We start from the raw sequence: 17,524 nt of genomic DNA, 5'->3' as shown, positions 1-17,524 counted from the left end.
CGCTTCTGTATTTTCTTATTTAAGCTTCAAATGGATGGCGCTTAATTATGGTTTCAACACGATCAGGACCAGTTGAAATGATGTCGACAGGAACGCCAACCAACTCTTCAACTTTAGCGATGAAGTCGACCGCATTTTTAGGTAGCTCAGCAATTGATTTAGCACCGAAAGTTGATTCTTTCCAACCCGGCAACTCGATGTAAACCGGCTTTAAGCGCTCATAGTCTTCTGCACAGCTCGGTGTGTTGTGCATTTCACCATTCACTGGGCAGTCATATTGAACTGCAATTTTTACCGTCTCAAGACCATCAAGAACATCCAGCTTGGTCATGCAAAGACCAGATACGCTGTTAATATCCACAGCGCGCTTCAATGCTACTGCATCCAACCAGCCACAACGACGTGGGCGACCTGTGGTTGCACCAAACTCGTTACCGACTTTTGCCAGGTGCTTGCCAGTATCATCAAATAGCTCAGTTGGGAATGGGCCACCGCCTACACGTGTGGTGTATGCTTTGGTAATACCCAATACATAATCAATGTGACGTGGACCGACACCAGAGCCAGTAGCCACACCACCAGCTGTAGTATTTGAAGATGTCACAAAAGGATAGGTACCGTGGTCGATATCAAGCAAGGTGCCTTGCGCACCTTCAAACATCAGTTTTTTACCTTCACGACGCATATCAGCAAGAATGGCAGGAACGTCTGAAACCATAGGTTTCAGCCACTTTGCATATTCTTTGCAAAGAGCAAAAGTCTCATCAAAGTCAATTGGCTCAGCTTTGTAGTATTCAGTCAGGACAAAGTTGTGCAGTTTCATCACATCACGCAACTTCTCTTCCAGACGAGCATCATCAAACAGATCCTCAACCCGTAAACCACGACGTGAAACCTTGTCTTCATAGGCCGGACCTATACCACGACCAGTAGTACCGATTTTCTTTTGCTCAGTACGCGATGCTTCACGAGCGTTATCAAGCGCGACATGATAAGGAAGAATTAAAGGACAGGCAGGGCTGACTCGCAAACGCTCCGTGACAGGCACGTTTCGCTCAAGCAACATATCCATTTCCTTGCGTAAGGCATCAGGGGCAAGCACCACACCGTTACCGATGTAACACATAACACCGTCATTCAAAATTCCTGATGGAATCAAATGAAGAACGGTCTTCTCGCCTTTGATGACCAATGTATGACCTGCATTATGACCGCCCTGGTAGCGCACTACGGCGCTCGCCTGTTCAGTTAACAAGTCAACGATTTTACCTTTACCTTCGTCACCCCATTGGGTGCCTAGAACCACAACGCTTTGTGCCATTTTTAACTCTTTCTCTACTTAGTAGATTGATGGGTTTATTGCCACGAAAAAGGACAGGAAACCGCGCATTTTACCGTCAAAAAACGCGAAAATCCCCCTTTTTTTGAAAAAATCGAACTCTACGATGAAAACAGGAACTGTCGCTTTGAATATCAATGGGTTAGCCATAAAATCCCCATAGATTCTAGCTTACGGATATCAAGCCTGAACCTATAGAACCCACAGAACCCAGACCAGGCCGGCGAGCATCGTCAAAAAACCACCTATTCGAACGCTGGTATCGGGTCGCTTCATCACTTCCCACATCATGCGTTTCCACGCCTTGGGCATGACCGCAGGCATGAAGCCTTCAAATACCAGTAACAGACCTAACGCTATCATAAATTCCTGTGACATAAGCTCACCCGCTTTATCCACCGTCAACCTTCAAACCATTAAAAAAGGCCAGCTAAGCTGGCCCTTGCCTTGATGGAAAGTTTTATTTTCCATCCATGTCTTTGAAATACTTAAAGAATTCACTGTCTGGCTTAATGACAATCACGTCATCTTCGCTTTTGAATGATTCTTTATAAGCATCCAGACTGCGCAAAAAGGCATAAAACTCTGGGTTCTTGCCATAAGTTTTAGCGTATATTTCCGCAGCTTCGGCATCTGCCTGACCACGAATCTCACGAGCCTCACGATCCGCGCTGGCTAAAATGCGCTGGATTTCAGCATCGGTTTCAGCAACGATAATCTGACGATCTTTTTCACCCTCTGAACGATGCGCATTGGCAATTTTTACCCGCTCATTACGCATACGATTATAAATTGACTCACTTACTTCAGTTGGCAAGTTGATGGTTTTAACGCGAATATCGACCACCTCAATACCCAGATCAGGTGCAATCTTCTGAGTCTCAGTTAGCATCAAGCCCATGACTTCTTCACGTTCGCCGGAAACCACCTGTGTACGTGTACGCTTACCAAACTCTTCACGTAGGGCGTTCTCAACAGTGTTATCCAATAAACGTTCAGCCACACGATAGTTAGCACCGGTACGACGGTAGAAATGGTCAAAGTCTTTAATGCGCCATTTAATATAGCTATCAACGATCAGGTCTTTCTGTTCAGTAGTAGCAATACGATCAGACTCACCATCAAAGGTCTGGATTCGCTTATCCATCGTAATGACTTCGTCCGCAATGGGCCACTTGAAATGGAATCCACGTTGATACAACTTTGCGGTATCATCGTCATTTTTCTTAATATCACCGAATTGCAGCACAATCGCCGTTTCCCATTCTTTTACCTTAAAAGTACAGGTCATGATGACGATGGCAGCAATAATGAGTACTACAATTAATGAAATTAGCTTATTCATGTTCGTCTCCTATTGCTGCTTTTGATTGCTGTTGTCAGTGTTTGAAGTCTTGCTACGCTTCATAATACTGTCAAGCGGGATGTAGGTCATATTATTACCACCTTCGACATCAAGCATAACCTTGCTGGTTTTGCTCAATACGCTCTCAATGGTTTCAATATACAAACGCTGACGAGTCACCACCGGAGCCGCCGTATATTCTGGCAATAATTTCTCGAAACGAGCTACCTCACCCGCAGCTTTCTCAACCACGCGGGCGCGATAGGCGTTTGCTTGCTGTATGAGTTGTTGTGCCTGACCTTCGGCAAGAGGAATCTGTTTACTGCGATAGGCCTGGCCCTGTTCAAGATAGGCACGCTGATCTTCTTCCGCTTTGATAGCGTCATCAAAGGCGGGCTTAACTGACGGTGGAACATCTACGTTGCCGATTAAGTTCAAACGAAAGATTTCAATACCAGCATTATAAGGTTTAAGAATTGATTTCAATTCATTCTCAACATTCTTACGAACATCTTCTTTCTTATCAGTACGCGCATCCTGCAAAAGAGTGTGTCCGATAACCTGGCGCAGCGCTGCTTCGGTGGCATGCTTCAAAGTTTCAACAGGGTCGACAACATTGAACTTATAATCCAATGGATCGTTAACCCGATATTGAACTTTAACCTTAACCGTCGCTACGTTATCGTCTTTGGTTAACATCAGGCCTTCAACTTCAACATCCTTGATGCTTTCAACGTCGATTAAATAGACCTGCTGAATCGGAGGGAACGCAAAGTGTAAACCAGCCGTATCGGTACGAGTATGCTTACCAAGCGTCAATACAATAGCATTCTGCTTTTCATCAACAGTATAAGCTGACTTAAACAAGTAAATTGCTACCAACACCAACAAGCCAATAATAAAAGAGGCATTTCCACCAGAACTGCCTTTACCATTGCCCTTACCACCACCGAATATGCCACCGAACTTTTCGCTGGCTTGTTTCAGTAACTTATCAAGGTCATTGTTATTATTAGGGCGTTTTTTGCCCCATGGGTCTTGATCATTATTATTACCCGGTTCATTCCAGGCCATAGTCATCTCCAGTTCACTATTTAAAATCTATCCCGAATTGTAGGGAGCACTAGCCCCCCTTTCAAGGTAAATCGGGCATTCTGTTACAATTACTAATTTACAACAAAAGGACTCAAGTCCTTTTCGAGCTGACGTCCAAGGCGAATCCAGTCTGATTTTGGCAGACTGATTGTCAATAAAATGTCACCATTATCACTGGTATTTTCCGATTCTACTGCCTGAAGTTCGTATAGCAGACCGCGCAACCTTCCCTGATGAGGAGGAATCCTCAGTTCCGCATTAAATTGCTCTTCCTGCGCCAATTCCTCAATGGCCTCTCTTAACAACTCAATGCCCTGTTCTTTTAGAACCGAAATCCATACTCGAATGGGACGCCCTTTATCGTCACGATCCACATGGGGCTCAGCGCCTTCAATCAGGTCAATCTTGTTATAAACTTCGAGTCTTGGAATATCCGTAGCACCAATTTCACTTAATACTTCTTCCACCTGCTCCATATTTTCCTCACGACGCTCGCTGGCGGCATCAATCACATGCAGCAAGACGTCCGCTTCGACTGACTCTTCAAGGGTTGCTCGGAAAGCGGCTACCAATTCGTGTGGCAGGTGGCGAATAAACCCTACCGTATCCGCGATAATGACATCAGTTCCCTGTGGCAAACTGATACGTCTTAACGTTGGATCCAATGTCGCAAATAACTTATCTTCCGCCAGCACTCCTGCCGTAGTTAAGTAATTGAATAATGTGGATTTCCCGGCGTTGGTATAACCAACAATGGAAATGGTTTTGATATTGGCGCGCTTTCTGGAACGACGTCCCTGCTCACGCTGCTTGGAAACCCTTTCTAATCGTTTATCAATATACTTAATTCTTTCACGCAGTAAGCGACGGTCTGTTTCCAGCTGTGTTTCACCAGGACCACGCAAGCCGATACCACCTTTTTGTCGCTCAAGGTGTGTCCAGCCTCTAATCAGGCGTGTCGATAAATGGCGCAACTGAGCCAGTTCAACTTGCAACTTACCTTCAAAGGTCGAAGCTCGCTGGGCAAAGATATCCAGAATTAGACCTATACGGTCAATCACCCGCGCTTCAACCGCGCGCTCAATGTTACGTTCCTGCGCAGGCGAAAGGTTGTGATTGAAAATTATGACATTGGCATTGGTAGCCTGCTTGGCGCTTTTGATTTCATCAATTTTGCCACTACCAATAAAGAATTTTGGGTCAGGACTGGAGCGTTTGGCAGTGATAATATCCATGACCTCCAGACCAGCAGAGCGAACCAACTCCACAAACTCCTGTAAATCTTCCTGGTTTTTTTCCTGGCTTAGAGACTGCTGAAAATCGATATGTACCAAAATGGCGGATTCGCCACCACTGTGTCGGTCAAACAAGAAATCACCTCAACATGCGAACCTGTTCGCTGTGAATACAATAATTAAAGAAAGGAATTGATGAGTAAATCATAAAGAATTTAACACAACAAAGCCACCGACCGACAAGAATCGGCAGATGGCTTTGTGTAAAACTATAAAGATCTTTGTTTTGGTAGGAATTAAGAACTACATTCCGCCCATTGGTCCGCTACCGTAACCGCCACCACCAGTCATAGGACCGGGGCCCATACCGCCACCTTGAGGACCCATGTTGTGATCGTTACCTGGACCACCGTTACCGTTATCGCCATTCTGACCATAATGACCACGAACATTGCGAATCGGAACAACAGTTGAAACTGCGTGCTTGTAAACCATCTGGCTAACAGTATTTTTCAATAAAATGACAAATTGATCGAAAGATTCAATCTGGCCTTGAAGTTTAATGCCGTTAACGAGGTAAATTGAGACAGGCACTTTCTCACGACGTAATGCGTTCAAGAAAGGGTCTTGTAGTGATTGCCCTTTTGACATAGCTCTCTCCTGTGTGTTTTATGTATTTTCATTATTGGGGCCACTTCTAACTCAGGCCTTAATCAATAATTCATTTATATATCTACAAATCAAATCTTAGTCGAGCTCAATGAAGCCCAAGCTCGCTAAAAGTGTACACGAATTAAACACCCAGATCGAGGTATATCAATAGGATAGCGTCACATTACATAGAATTTAACAATTGGACAGTTTCTTTATATAGGCTATCTATGGGTTGCCTGGACTCTATCCAATGCAGGTTTTTCCAACTTCTGAGCCAGGTAAACTGACGCTTGGCCAATTGACGAGTCGCAATAATTCCTCGCTCAATGGCTTCTTCAAGGGACAGCTCACCTTCCAGGTGTTGCCACATCTGCCGATAGCCCACAGATTTAATGGATGGCAGCTCTGGATACAAATCGCCACGCGCGTAAAGCGACTCAACTTCCTGTAAAAATCCCTGCTCCATCATCTGATGAAAGCGCATTTCAATTCTTTGGTGTAAAAAGCTTCTATCGTCAGGAGCTAGCGCGATCTGTAGGGTTTGATAAGGAAAATCATTCTGTTCCTGCTCAGCATGTAATTGACTCAAAGGCTTGCCGGTAATTTCATAAACTTCCAATGCTCGCAGAGTCCGCTGCGGATCATTTTCATGGATCCGGCTAGCTGACTCAGCATCGATTCTGGCTAACTCCTGATGCAACTTGGTTAACCCCTCACTTTCGAGCCGTTGTTGTAAGTTAGCACGCACTTCCGGATTTGAGTCTGGCAGGTTGTGCATCCCTTCCAATAACGCCTTGTAATACAGCATGGTTCCGCCAACTAACAGCGGAGTCTTGCCCTGGCTTACAATATCCTCCATCTCACGCAAGGCATCATCGCGAAAGCGCGCAGCAGAATAGGGATCCGCAGGATCGCAGATATCTATTAATCGGTGAGGGGCTCGGGCCAACTCTTCTGCCGAAGGTTTAGCAGAGCCAATATCCATCCCTTTATAGACCATCGCTGAATCGACACTGATGATCTCTGCATTGAGACGCTCTACAAGCTCAATAGCCAGCTCGGTTTTGCCTGAAGCGGTTGGCCCCATAATAAAAATGGCAAGAGGTTTTGCTTGAGTCTTTTCTGGTCGGTGCATTGATTGGCCTGGCATAGTGGTCGGGGTGTGACTTCAAATATCGAAAATTATTGGGAACTCATCAATAGTTCCAGCAACTGCTCAGAAGTATATCGCTTACAGAACTTTGATTCATTCCATGGCAGGTGAGCCAACTCTTCTAACCAATGAGTTTGACCCTGCGGTGCCCAATTATCGGAAAGGGTTTCGATAAGTAACCGCTGCCAGTCTTGCACGGTTAAACTTTTACTGACTGACTCATACACAACTTGCTGAAGCCATTGCTGCAAGTCGAGGTGTGAAATGCAGCTTGGAACTTTTCTAACTACCAGTGTTTTTGGACCAGTCTGAGTTAAATCAAAGCCAGCTCCCCTCCAAGCTGTAATAAAGTTATCGCCTACCTCATCGGCAGGTATGCCAAGTCTCAAGGGGAACAACATTAGTCGCTGTTTCACTTCCCCAGCCAGCCACTCCTGTTGCAAACAGTCTCTCATGTGCTTGCAGAAAAAGGCTTTAAGATCCAGAGCATTAATTCCTTGCTCTGTCTGTTGCAGTAACAAACGGTCATGCAAAAGCCAGAAATCACCTTTGGCAAGTTTCAAATCAGTTTTAGGTTTCTGTGGCCAGTGATTTTTCTGTTGTGGTACATAACCAGCAGGGCTTCGTTCATTAACTTGTTCCCTTGCCGGCTCTGCAAAAGCACCTGCCTGATGGCGCGGTGTGAAATAAGGATCATCCTTAGTTTTAGACTGAACCAATGACAGCGATGGCTTCATATAGACAAGCGTTTCACGGCTGTTACCGCCGTCATGATTATTTTCAAGAATGTCGCTTTGTTCCAACAGTGCCTCTTCAACCATCCGGCTCATAAAGTCATGAACCTGGCGACCATTGGAAAAGCGCACTTCATGTTTAGTTGGATGAACATTTACGTCAACCTGAGTTGCTTCCAGTTCCAAGTAGAGCACATAGGCAGGCATACGTCCTGCCGGTAAGCGATCATGATAGGCCTGGCGAATAGCGTGATTTAGCGTCCGGTCACGTACTGCACGGCCATTCACAAAAACATACTGCCCGAGACTCGAACTTTGATGCCAGTCTACTGGTGAAAGCCAACCATATAACCTTGTAGACTCAACTGCGCTATCTAACTTTATGGCTTCTCTTAAAAATGAAGCGCCCAGAATTGAGCCAATTCGCTGCTGATGCTGCTCATGATTATGAGCCGCAGGTACACGCTTGATGACTTTGCTGTTGTGCCTCAAGGTAATGGCCACATGAGGTGACCCAAGGGCAATTCGTTTAACCGTTTCTTCAATGTGGACAAATTCGGTACGCTCGGCTCGCAGGAATTTTTGCCGCGCAGGTGTATTAAAAAATAAGTCCCGAACTTCAACGATGGTACCCGCAGGAAGTGACTGAGGTTGCAGCTTGACCTGCATATCCAGACCTTCAGCGATTGCCGACCAGCCCATTTCCTGAGCCTGAGGTCTTGAACTGAGTTTCAACTTTGCCACAGAACTGATACTGGCCAAAGCCTCGCCACGAAAGCCCAGTGTATAAATCGCTTTCAGGTCATCAGAATGTTCAATTTTACTGGTTGCATGACGCGCCAAAGCAAGTTCCAACTCATCGCGACTGATACCTTCGCCATTATCCGTCACCCGAATCAGCCGGGTCCCACCACGCTCAATATCAATTTGAATTCTATCTGCCTTGGCATCAATGGCGTTTTCCAATAATTCTTTCACTACGGAAGCTGGTCGCTCTACGACCTCACCCGCAGCAATCTGGTTGGCAACTAAAGGAGAAAGCTTATGAATTGGCATTAAAGTAATTTACTTGTAAAAAAAGAGAAAACCGAATCAAACTTTATTCGGCAGTTGGAATAACCAATTTTTGGCCAATCCTTACGACATTGGTTGAAAGCTGATTGGCACTTTTTAAATCTCTTACTGAAACATTAAATCGACGAGCAACCTTGATCAGGCTGTCTCCGCGCTGCACATGATATATATTCTGACGATAACGCGCTGCAAACAGTGTTCCATCCGGTGCGTGCTGTTTAAAGTAATCAACAATTCCGTCACCAACGCCACGAGCTAACTTTTGTCGATAAGAAGCGGTTTTCATCAGTGCTTCTTCTTCAGGATTGGTGATGAAGCCCAACTCAACCAATATTGACGGAATGTCTGGATTTTTGAGTACCAGCAAGGAGTTTTCTTCAACATGCTTTTTGTGCATTTTAGGAACCACTTTGCTCATGGCGCCATGCACTATGTTCGCCACCTTGGTACTTTCAGTAATAGAATTCTCCATCTGCAAATCAAGTAGCACAGACTTAACGGAGTTGTCGTAATTTGAGAGAACCACCGAGCTATCAACACCACCCAGTAGTTCTGACTTTTCTTCCTGCATCTGCATCCAACGCGCGACTTCAGACTTGGCGCCGTGCAAGTTGAGAACCCAAACCGATGCACCTTTTGCCCGAGGACTCTTAAAGCCATCAGCATGCACTGATACGAATAAATCTGCACGCTGCAATCTGGCCAGATCGGTGCGCTTTCGATGCGGTAGATAATAATCGCCTGTTCGGGTCAGAAAAGCTTTAATGCCTTCTACCTTATTGAGTTCTTTCACCAACTCTTTAGAAAGCGCCAGTACAATATCTTTTTCTTTAGTGCCACGGCCACCTATGGCCCCAGGGTCTTCACCACCATGTCCGGCATCAACTGCAACCACGATATCGCGATCACTTCCCTGAGCAGCAACTGGAGGCTGGATTTCTTCGCGGCTTTCATCAAATAGATCAATAACCAGCCGATCACCATATTCCTGATAGGGTTTAAGTGAGAAACTCTTAGGTTTGGCCGCTTTATTCAAATCAAGAACCAGGCGCAGAACACCATCACGCGGAGGGCTGCTTTTTCGCACTCGCTTGACCAGATCGCTTTGAATATCAAGTCGGTTAAGATCAACATTGACGTTTGCGCCAGGAATATCGACGACTATTCGGTGAGGGTTTTCAAGGATACTGATCTCATGGGTGACTGGGGAGGATAAATCAAGGACAACACGAGTCGATTCCGGCGATTGCCAGAAACGCATGCTTTGGATCACCGATGCCTGTGCAGCGGATATACCAAGCGTGAGCATTAACATGCTCAGTGTAATTGTCAGCCACTTTCTCATCATATCGTTATAGTTAGTCACTTATTCCCAGTGCTTTAGCTTGATTTTGGCATAAAATCACAGCTTTTTTCCAGTTTTTGCATAATCTCGCTTTTAGCCGAAGACAAGGTTACCACTCGTCCATCATTATTATAATCCAACTCAATCATCAGATCGGCCTGCGGAATCATTCCCAAGCCCTTTTCTGGCCACTCTATCAACATGATGGAATCAGGTTGTTGATATTCCCGAATACCGATAAATTCCAGCTCTTCAGGATCAGCTAACCGATAAAGATCAAAGTGGTAAATGGACACACCTACTAGCTCGTAAGGCTCTACCAAGGTGTAAGTAGGGCTTTTTGTGGCTCCCTGGTAGCCAAAGCCACGTAAAATTCCGCGAATTAGTGTGGTTTTACCGGCCCCAAGGTCACCCTTAAAGTAAATCGTCATAGGTGCTTTAATGCAGGCGGCCAGTTTTTGTCCCATCCTCACGGTTTGAAACTCATCGACTAATTCAACTGTAATATTCTGCATCTGCTCAAATCCGAAACAAGAGGTAAACCAGTTACCTGTTTACCAAAAAGTTTATCGTTTCAATCAACTCGGAAGCCAACATGCCTCGAGTTCTATCGCCAGCTGCTTCAACACCAGCAGCAAAATGAATAGAGGTAGCCAGTCGCGCTGCATCCCAGCCTGACATACCCTGCACCACCAAAGAGCCAATCAGTCCACTTAACACATCTCCAAGCCCGGCTGTTGCCATAGCTGGATGAGCACCACCTGCTATTACTACCTGTTGCCCATCAGACAATATCGTTCCTGCACCTTTTAATAAACAAATACAGTGATATTTTTCGGAGATGTCTTTAGCAGCAGCGATTCTATCATCACTGACTTTGGCTGTATCGCAGCTTAACAGCCGAGCTGCTTCGCCAAAGTGTGGAGTCAAAATCAATGGCTGCGGCAAAGTCACACTATCATTGTTTTCAAGGCTTCTCTGTAACCAGAAAAGTCCATCACCATCTATGAGACAAGGTAGCTTCTGCTGTACGGCATAGCTGAATGATTGCTCAAAAACCTGTCGCGCCCATTCACTTCGACCCAGCCCGGGGCCGAGCACTATCGCGTCAAACTGTTTTGGGCTGGTTTCAATTAAACTGTTAAAACTCAACTCTTCAAAAGCTACACCATGCCACATGGCTTCTGGGCAAAAGCCTAAAGCCGCACTACGATTGTCTGGGTGCAGGAATGTCGTTACCAGCCCCGCACCGCTGCGGAGCGCAGCTTCAGTCGCCAACATAATGGCACCACCCATAGTGAAGTCACCGCCAACACACATCAAGTGTCCGCACGCCTGCTTGTAGGTTGTCGCGCTACGCTCTGGCATTTCGTCAATCACATCCGCATAGGACTGTTTCCATGCAACAGGACGCTGTTGATAAAATTGCGACTGCCCGACACCCAGCATTGCCAGGTGCAGCTCGCCCTGAGCAGCGAGTCCTTCATTCATTACCTGACAGACTTTATAAAAAATAAAACTGACCGTATGGTCAGCTCTGATATGGGGCTCAGCACACAATCCAGTATCTGCATAAACACCACTGGGTAAATCCAAAGCAAGAACTGGCATGCCCGATTGATTAACCTGCTCAATCACCTGAGCGTACTCATCACGCAACTGCCCTTTGAAGCCAGTTCCCAGCAGGGCATCAACGATTACATCAGCCTGCTCAAATATGGCCTGGTTTGGCTCTTTAATGGTGATGTTCTTGTCCTTAATTTGCTGCCAGGCCTTGGCCGCATCCCCGGAAAGTTCATCCAGTGGTTTAATTGGCACCAGTGTCACCTGCATGCCCACACGTTGCGCAAGACCTGCCACTATTAAACCATCGCCAGCATTGTTACCAGAGCCTGTGACTATGACAATGCGGTGAGCCAATGGCCATTCTCGCTCCATGCAATCAAATGCTGCTCGTCCAGCCCGCTCCATCAGTTCAAACAGAGCAAAGCCCTGCGCTTTGGCAGCTTCCTGCTCAATGACTTTTATACTGTCTGCTGTAAATATGGGATGCATACACTTTCCTTAGGGCATGTTGGTTCTCTGCGGATCGCTATGCCAGATCAATAAAATGCTCACGGTAATAACGACACTCCTCAATGGATTCTCGAATGTCATCCAGCGCCAAGTGAGTCGCCGCCTTAGTCAAACCATTCAATATGGATGGCTTCCAGCGTCGAGCCAGTTCTTTTAGAGTACTAACATCAATATGACGATAGTGGAAATAGGTCTCCAGCTTTGGCATGTGTTTAACCATAAAGCGGCGATCCTGACAGATACTATTGCCGCACATTGGCGACTTGCCTTCATCAACCCACTGCTTCAAAAATGCCAAGGTCAGTTCACTTGCCTCATCTTCATCAATGGTGCTTTGACGCACACGCTCGGTTAATCCTGACTTTCCATGCTGAACGACACACCATTCATTCATATTGTCGAGCACCTCATCCGGCTGATGAATTGCGATGACAGGACCTTCCGCTAATATATTTAGATCCTTATCCGTGACAATAGTTGCAATCTCAATAACTACATCAGTTTCTGGATCCAAACCCGTCATTTCCAGATCAACCCAGATCAAATTATCGTCATTTTTTGTCAAAACCAGCTCCTAATCGTTACAATGTGCATCATTATACTCAGCTAAGCTCCATACTAATGAAGTTTTCAGCTATTATAGTCGCAGTTTTTGCGCTCGTATGGAAGCGCCTGAGCAGGTAACTGAAACCCGTTCACAAATAACAGCTTAAAGATTTATAGGAGATATTATGCAACTGGCACAGCAACAATGTGTACACAACGATGATGCAAGAAGCCCGCTTGATGAATCAAAACGCAAACAGCTAATGAGTGAGCAATTAAGTCACTGGCAATTTGATCAGGATACGGGAGCAATTTATCGCAAATTTAAGTTCAAAAATTATTACCACACCATGGCTTTTGTTAATGCAGTGGCCTGGATCGCGAATAAGCAGGCACATCACCCAGATCTTGAAGTGAGTTATGGCCACTGTCTGGTTCGCTACACTACTCACGATGCCGGTAACAGCGTCTGTCTTAACGATTTAATTTGTGCTGCCCATATTGATGCACTGGATAACAGTGGCAATTTTGGTCCTAACTTTCAGGAAGATTAATTTCTTCGTTGAAACATAAACAGGTAACTTGCTTTGGCTAAACCAGAAAAAAAATCCTCCAAGCGTTGGCGCAAAAAGCCCAATAAGCAGGTTAACTATACAAAACAGACAGTCGATCGAAATATCGATGAAGAAAGTCTGCTCGATCCAGAGCAAGGGATAGTGATCAGTCGTTTTGGACAGCAGGTTGATATTGCCGATGAATCTTTCAACACTATCCGCTGCTTTTTACGTAAATCAAATGAGGTTCCGGTGGTGGGTGATCGAGTCTGGTTTCGACGCCAGAAGGATCTGCCAACCGGAATTCTGGTGGAGCTGGAACCTCGCCGCTCACTGCTCAAGCGCCCCACCCCGCATCATGGCGTCAAACCGGTGGCTGCCAACATTGATCTGATTGCATTGCTGTTGGCACCGGAACCAGCTTTCTCAGAAGTATTATTGGATCGCTATTTAGTCGCTGCCCAAGCCAGCCAACTTCCAGTATGGATTATCATGAATAAGTGGGATACGGTTGCGCACAGCGAACAAGAAGCGATTAAAGACCGATTAAAACTATATCAGGATTTAGGTTATCCAATTTACTACATCAGCTCAAAAACTGGTGAGGGTGTTGATCAGCTGGTTAAGAGCTTAAAAGGTAAACAGCTATTACTGGCTGGCCAGTCAGGAGTGGGAAAGTCCACCTTAATTGGTTACCTGTTTCCCGATATGAAAATTGCAACGGGCGAAGTTTCTGAAACATCTGGGCTTGGTACGCACACCACAACCGCATCACGACTGTATAGACTTGACGATGACACTTACCTGGTCGACTCACCGGGAGTCAGGGAATTTGGCCTGTGGCATCTGGAAGATGAGGATATTAAACAGGGCTTTATCGAAATCTCACAAATTGGTGAGCAATGTAAGTTTCGCGACTGTAAGCATCTTAATGAACCGGGTTGCGCAGTGTTGGCCGCTGCAAAAGAAGGCTCTATTGCAGCGAGTCGCTTAAAAAACTACCGACATCTAATCCAGCACTTCGATCAACCTTTTGCTTAACTGAACTCTAACACTACGTATGGATAGGCTAATAGTCTGAGCCTATTATTTAAGCTACAATATCGCCAACTATTTATTGGAATTCTGAAAACCCATGTCCGACACATTAAAAGTATTATCACAATACCTGATTCCGCAACACGGCATTTCGCTGCTAATGGGAAAAATTGCCGAAAGCGAAAACGTTAAAATAAAGAATGCCTTTATCAAATGGTTCATCAAAAAGTACGGCATTGATATGAGCATTGCCGAACGCGAAAATCCTGAAGACTACAAAACCTTCAATGATTTTTTTACTCGTTCATTAAAAGCTGATGTCAGACCCATTGATTCAGATGACAACTCAATCGTTCACCCTGCCGATGGTGCGATAAGTCAATTAGGCAAAATTGATAATGGCTATATTTTTCAGGCCAAAGGCCACACCTACTCAGCAAAAACGTTACTGGGTGGCGATGCAGACTTAGCAGCCCCTTTTCAGGACGGAGAGTTCGCGACGGTCTACCTGGCTCCAAAAGACTATCATCGTCTGCACATGCCAATCGATGGCCAGCTAACCAAAATGATTCATGTCCCGGGAAAGCTTTTTAGCGTCAATCCATTAACTGCCCGCAAAGTACCAAACCTTTTTGCGCGCAATGAACGAGTGGTTGCCATGTTTGATACTGAACTAGGACCAATGGCGATGGTATTAGTAGGCGCAACAATTGTAGGCAGCGTTGAAACTGTCTGGCATGGTACAGTAACCCCTCCTACTCGTAAGGAAGTTCGTAGCTGGGATTATGAACACGGCGAAGTGAGCTTAAAGAAAGGCGAAGAAATGGGCCGCTTTAAACTCGGCTCTACTATCGTACTACTTTTTCCAAAGGATACGCTTGAATGGCATAAGAACATGAAGGCTTATGCCCCAACGGTTATGGGTCAACCGATAGCCTTTAAAAAATAATTACAAGCTTATGGCTGGTTTAGCGGCATCGCTGACTAACCCAGCCTAACTGCCCAGCCTTAACTAACCCTAAGCAACACTCCCTTCTCTTTACTTGCCATCTTCCTATAAAGCATTTTATATTGATGCTTCATAACCAAATGGGGAAACGTTATGCAAGAAAAATACTCACTAGCTCTGCGTGTGCTGCATTGGCTGATAGCACTCATGCTGATCGTTATGATTGCTGTTGGCTGGTACATGGCGGGATTACCGATGGAAAGCGAACTCAAATATGAAATTTATCCGGTCCATAAATCTTTTGGTATCACAGTGCTAGGGTTGGTAATTATAAGAATTATCGTGAGACTCTTTTCAAAGAATCCACCATTACCATCCAGCCTGGCAACTTGGGAAAGATGGCTAACAAAAATTACCCACTTCCTGTTCTATGTATTAATGGTGGCAATTCCTGTTGTTGGATACCTTTCATCAGACTATCAGGGTTTTGATGTTGAATGGTTTGGAGTGCCAATTCCAGGCCTGGTTGCCGATAATGAGGATACAGCTCACTTAATGCACGAGCTGCATGAAATACTGGCTTATTCGCTTTTATTACTGATTATTTTACACTTGGCAGGAACAATTAAACATCGCTGGTTTGATAAAGGATCTGACACTGATGTTTTAAGACGGATGCTATAATTAGTAAAAATCATAAGACAGATATATTTTTTAAGGGCTTCTACTTAATCTAGAAGCCTTTTCATTATCCATAGCTAGCTCTAGCTCATTGCAGCGCCGAATTTCATGTAAAGATTTCCAACTCAAAAGTGAATTTAAGTAAAACAATTTGACACTTTACATAACCAAAAAAACCTTCTTAAAAATCAGTTTTGTGGATCTATTTCTAGGTCTCTTTAATCGAGGTTTGATATAATTGAAACTTAAAACTGTGAAATAATTTTTATCAATTGTTTTACATATTTTTTTGTTCTTTTTACTTTTTAGATTGGGAGGCAAGGAATGCTTGACCACTCTCCACATGAAAGTCGCTCGATCCTCATTTTCGGTAAAGGTGACTCCGCCCAGGAACTCAGTGAGCAGCTCAAAGATAATGGCTGGCAAATTTTTTTCACTCAGGAAAAAAGTCAGTTTAAGAAACTCTTTCAGCACCATCTTTTTGAAGTCGTTGTCATTTTTTTATCTGCTGAACCTGAGCCTATTATTACTGAATATGAAGAGTTAGCCTCACTAAATATGGCGACAAAATGGATAGCCATTATTCCTCATGAAAACTGGCTGGAAGATCATCCAAACTTTCTCTTTTCACACCTGTTTTATGATTACCATCGTGAGCCTCTGCGTTACGATTATTTTCTCGCAACCGTTGGCCATGCTTTTGGCATGGCTGAGCTACAAAACAAACAGCTTAATCAACTTCAGGTGCCCCAGGACAGTGATGATATTATTGGTCGCTCGCCAGCAACGGCTCTTATTAAGCGCAACATTAATAAAATTGCGATGGAGGATGCCACTGTACTAATAACTGGTGAAAGTGGTACCGGTAAAGAGCTGGCTGCCAGAAAAATTCATCAGCGCTCAAAACGCAAGCAGGGACCATTCATTGCTATTAATTGTGCAGCGATTCCCGAGACTCTGTTTTACTCTGAATTGTTTGGTCATGAGAAAGGGGCTTTTACCAATGCCGACAGCAAAAAAATTGGGCGGATAGAAGCAGCTGATGGCGGCACTGTGTTTCTAGATGAAATTGGTGATCTCCCGCTTAATCTTCAAGTTAATTTATTACGCTTTCTTGAGTTAAACCAAATTGAACGGTTAGGCAGCGTCACAAGCATTACCGTTGATTGCCGTATTATCGTTGCAACCAATGTTAACCTTGAGAAAGCTGTTGAAGATGGATTGTTTCGTGAGGATTTATTTCACCGTATCAATGTGCTGACTTTGCATATGCCAGCTCTTCGTCATCGTCGCCAGGATATTCCAGAACTTGCCAATCATTTCTTAAGCCAATTCTGCGAAGGCCATATGCATAAAACTTTCACACAGCGCTGTTTGAATGCCATGAATCAATACCGCTGGCCTGGCAATGTGCGGGAGTTAATGAACCGAATTCGACGGGCCGTCATTTTATCAGAAGGAAACTTGATTACCGAAAAGCACATGGATCTGTCTTTCAGCAACCATCAGAATATTGTCAGTCTGAAAGAGGCAAAAGACAAAGCAGAGAAAGAAACTCTGATTCTTTCTATTGAGAAATCTGGCTACAATCATACTTTAGCCGCTAAAAATCTAGGCATCTCAAGAACCAGCCTCTATCGGCTGTTAAATAAACACAACATCCCTATGTAACAAAATTGGGAAAAGTGTATTAACCATCACACGGC

At 44.8% G+C, this 17,524-nt stretch carries 16 protein-coding genes and 1 pseudogene; 5 read left to right on the top strand and 12 right to left on the bottom strand.

The genetic code is table 11. From position 1 onward, the window contains the following. Positions 1-19: 19 nt before the first annotated feature. From CW740_RS02365 to orn, 12 genes and pseudogenes are all read right to left on the bottom strand, one after another. Entirely contained in the window at positions 20-1,321 is a 1,302-nt protein-coding gene (locus CW740_RS02365; RefSeq protein WP_106646020.1) for an adenylosuccinate synthase, read from the bottom strand. Between the two features lie 210 nt (positions 1,322-1,531). Beyond that, positions 1,532-1,717, bottom strand: coding sequence for a DUF2065 domain-containing protein (locus tag CW740_RS02360; protein WP_106647995.1), 186 nt, complete (start codon positions 1,715-1,717; stop codon positions 1,532-1,534). 82 nt (positions 1,718-1,799) lie between these two features. Next, a complete protein-coding gene (gene hflC / locus CW740_RS02355) occupies positions 1,800-2,684 on the bottom strand; it encodes a protease modulator HflC (RefSeq protein WP_106646019.1) in 885 nt (294 codons plus the stop codon). A 9-nt stretch (positions 2,685-2,693) separates the two neighbouring features. After that, a complete protein-coding gene (gene hflK / locus CW740_RS02350) occupies positions 2,694-3,758 on the bottom strand; it encodes an FtsH protease activity modulator HflK (protein WP_106646018.1) in 1,065 nt (354 codons plus the stop codon). A gap of 92 nt (positions 3,759-3,850) precedes the next feature. Then, positions 3,851-5,149: a ribosome rescue GTPase HflX gene (hflX, locus tag CW740_RS02345; RefSeq protein ID WP_106646017.1), complete on the bottom strand. Its 1,299-nt coding sequence runs from the start codon at positions 5,147-5,149 to the stop codon at positions 3,851-3,853. A 174-nt stretch (positions 5,150-5,323) separates the two neighbouring features. Further along, positions 5,324-5,665, bottom strand: a pseudogene (gene hfq / locus CW740_RS12645) (RNA chaperone Hfq); the annotation flags it as partial. A 184-nt stretch (positions 5,666-5,849) separates the two neighbouring features. Beyond that, on the bottom strand, positions 5,850-6,803 hold the full coding sequence (gene miaA / locus CW740_RS02335; RefSeq protein ID WP_106646016.1) for a tRNA (adenosine(37)-N6)-dimethylallyltransferase MiaA: 954 nt from the start codon (positions 6,801-6,803) through the stop codon (positions 5,850-5,852). A 47-nt stretch (positions 6,804-6,850) separates the two neighbouring features. Beyond that, on the bottom strand, positions 6,851-8,611 hold the full coding sequence (mutL, locus tag CW740_RS02330) for a DNA mismatch repair endonuclease MutL (protein ID WP_106646015.1): 1,761 nt from the start codon (positions 8,609-8,611) through the stop codon (positions 6,851-6,853). Positions 8,612-8,654: 43 nt separating this feature from the next. Further along, on the bottom strand, positions 8,655-9,995 hold the full coding sequence (locus tag CW740_RS02325) for an N-acetylmuramoyl-L-alanine amidase (protein WP_227523882.1): 1,341 nt from the start codon (positions 9,993-9,995) through the stop codon (positions 8,655-8,657). Positions 9,996-10,009: 14 nt separating this feature from the next. Then, positions 10,010-10,489 (bottom strand): tRNA (adenosine(37)-N6)-threonylcarbamoyltransferase complex ATPase subunit type 1 TsaE, encoded by a 480-nt coding sequence (tsaE, locus tag CW740_RS02320; RefSeq protein ID WP_106646014.1) that lies wholly within the window; start codon positions 10,487-10,489, stop codon positions 10,010-10,012. 31 nt (positions 10,490-10,520) lie between these two features. After that, positions 10,521-12,029: an NAD(P)H-hydrate dehydratase gene (locus CW740_RS02315; protein ID WP_106646013.1), complete on the bottom strand. Its 1,509-nt coding sequence runs from the start codon at positions 12,027-12,029 to the stop codon at positions 10,521-10,523. A 37-nt stretch (positions 12,030-12,066) separates the two neighbouring features. After that, positions 12,067-12,615 carry an oligoribonuclease gene (gene orn, locus CW740_RS02310; protein ID WP_106646012.1) on the bottom strand — a complete coding sequence of 183 codons (549 nt, stop codon included), beginning with the start codon at positions 12,613-12,615 and terminating at the stop codon, positions 12,067-12,069. A gap of 166 nt (positions 12,616-12,781) precedes the next feature. Between orn and CW740_RS02305 the strand changes: the two genes are divergently transcribed. From CW740_RS02305 to CW740_RS02285, 5 genes are all read left to right on the top strand, one after another. Then, positions 12,782-13,150, top strand: a complete 369-nt coding sequence (locus CW740_RS02305) for a 4a-hydroxytetrahydrobiopterin dehydratase (RefSeq protein WP_106646011.1) — start codon at positions 12,782-12,784, stop codon at positions 13,148-13,150. Positions 13,151-13,183: 33 nt separating this feature from the next. Beyond that, positions 13,184-14,191 carry a small ribosomal subunit biogenesis GTPase RsgA gene (gene rsgA, locus CW740_RS02300; RefSeq protein WP_106646010.1) on the top strand — a complete coding sequence of 336 codons (1,008 nt, stop codon included), beginning with the start codon at positions 13,184-13,186 and terminating at the stop codon, positions 14,189-14,191. A 94-nt stretch (positions 14,192-14,285) separates the two neighbouring features. Beyond that, a complete protein-coding gene (asd, locus tag CW740_RS02295; protein ID WP_106646009.1) occupies positions 14,286-15,137 on the top strand; it encodes an archaetidylserine decarboxylase in 852 nt (283 codons plus the stop codon). 153 nt (positions 15,138-15,290) lie between these two features. Beyond that, a complete protein-coding gene (locus tag CW740_RS02290; RefSeq protein WP_106646008.1) occupies positions 15,291-15,821 on the top strand; it encodes a cytochrome b in 531 nt (176 codons plus the stop codon). A gap of 321 nt (positions 15,822-16,142) precedes the next feature. Then, positions 16,143-17,489: a sigma-54 interaction domain-containing protein gene (locus CW740_RS02285; RefSeq protein ID WP_106646007.1), complete on the top strand. Its 1,347-nt coding sequence runs from the start codon at positions 16,143-16,145 to the stop codon at positions 17,487-17,489. Positions 17,490-17,524: the final 35 nt, after the last annotated feature.

Origin of the sequence: Kangiella profundi (assembly GCF_002838765.1) — a bacterium.
GTDB classification, from domain to species: domain Bacteria; phylum Pseudomonadota; class Gammaproteobacteria; order Enterobacterales; family Kangiellaceae; genus Kangiella; species Kangiella profundi.
Note: the sequence above shows the minus strand (reverse complement) of the source record. Positions and strands in the feature narration are given on the sequence as shown.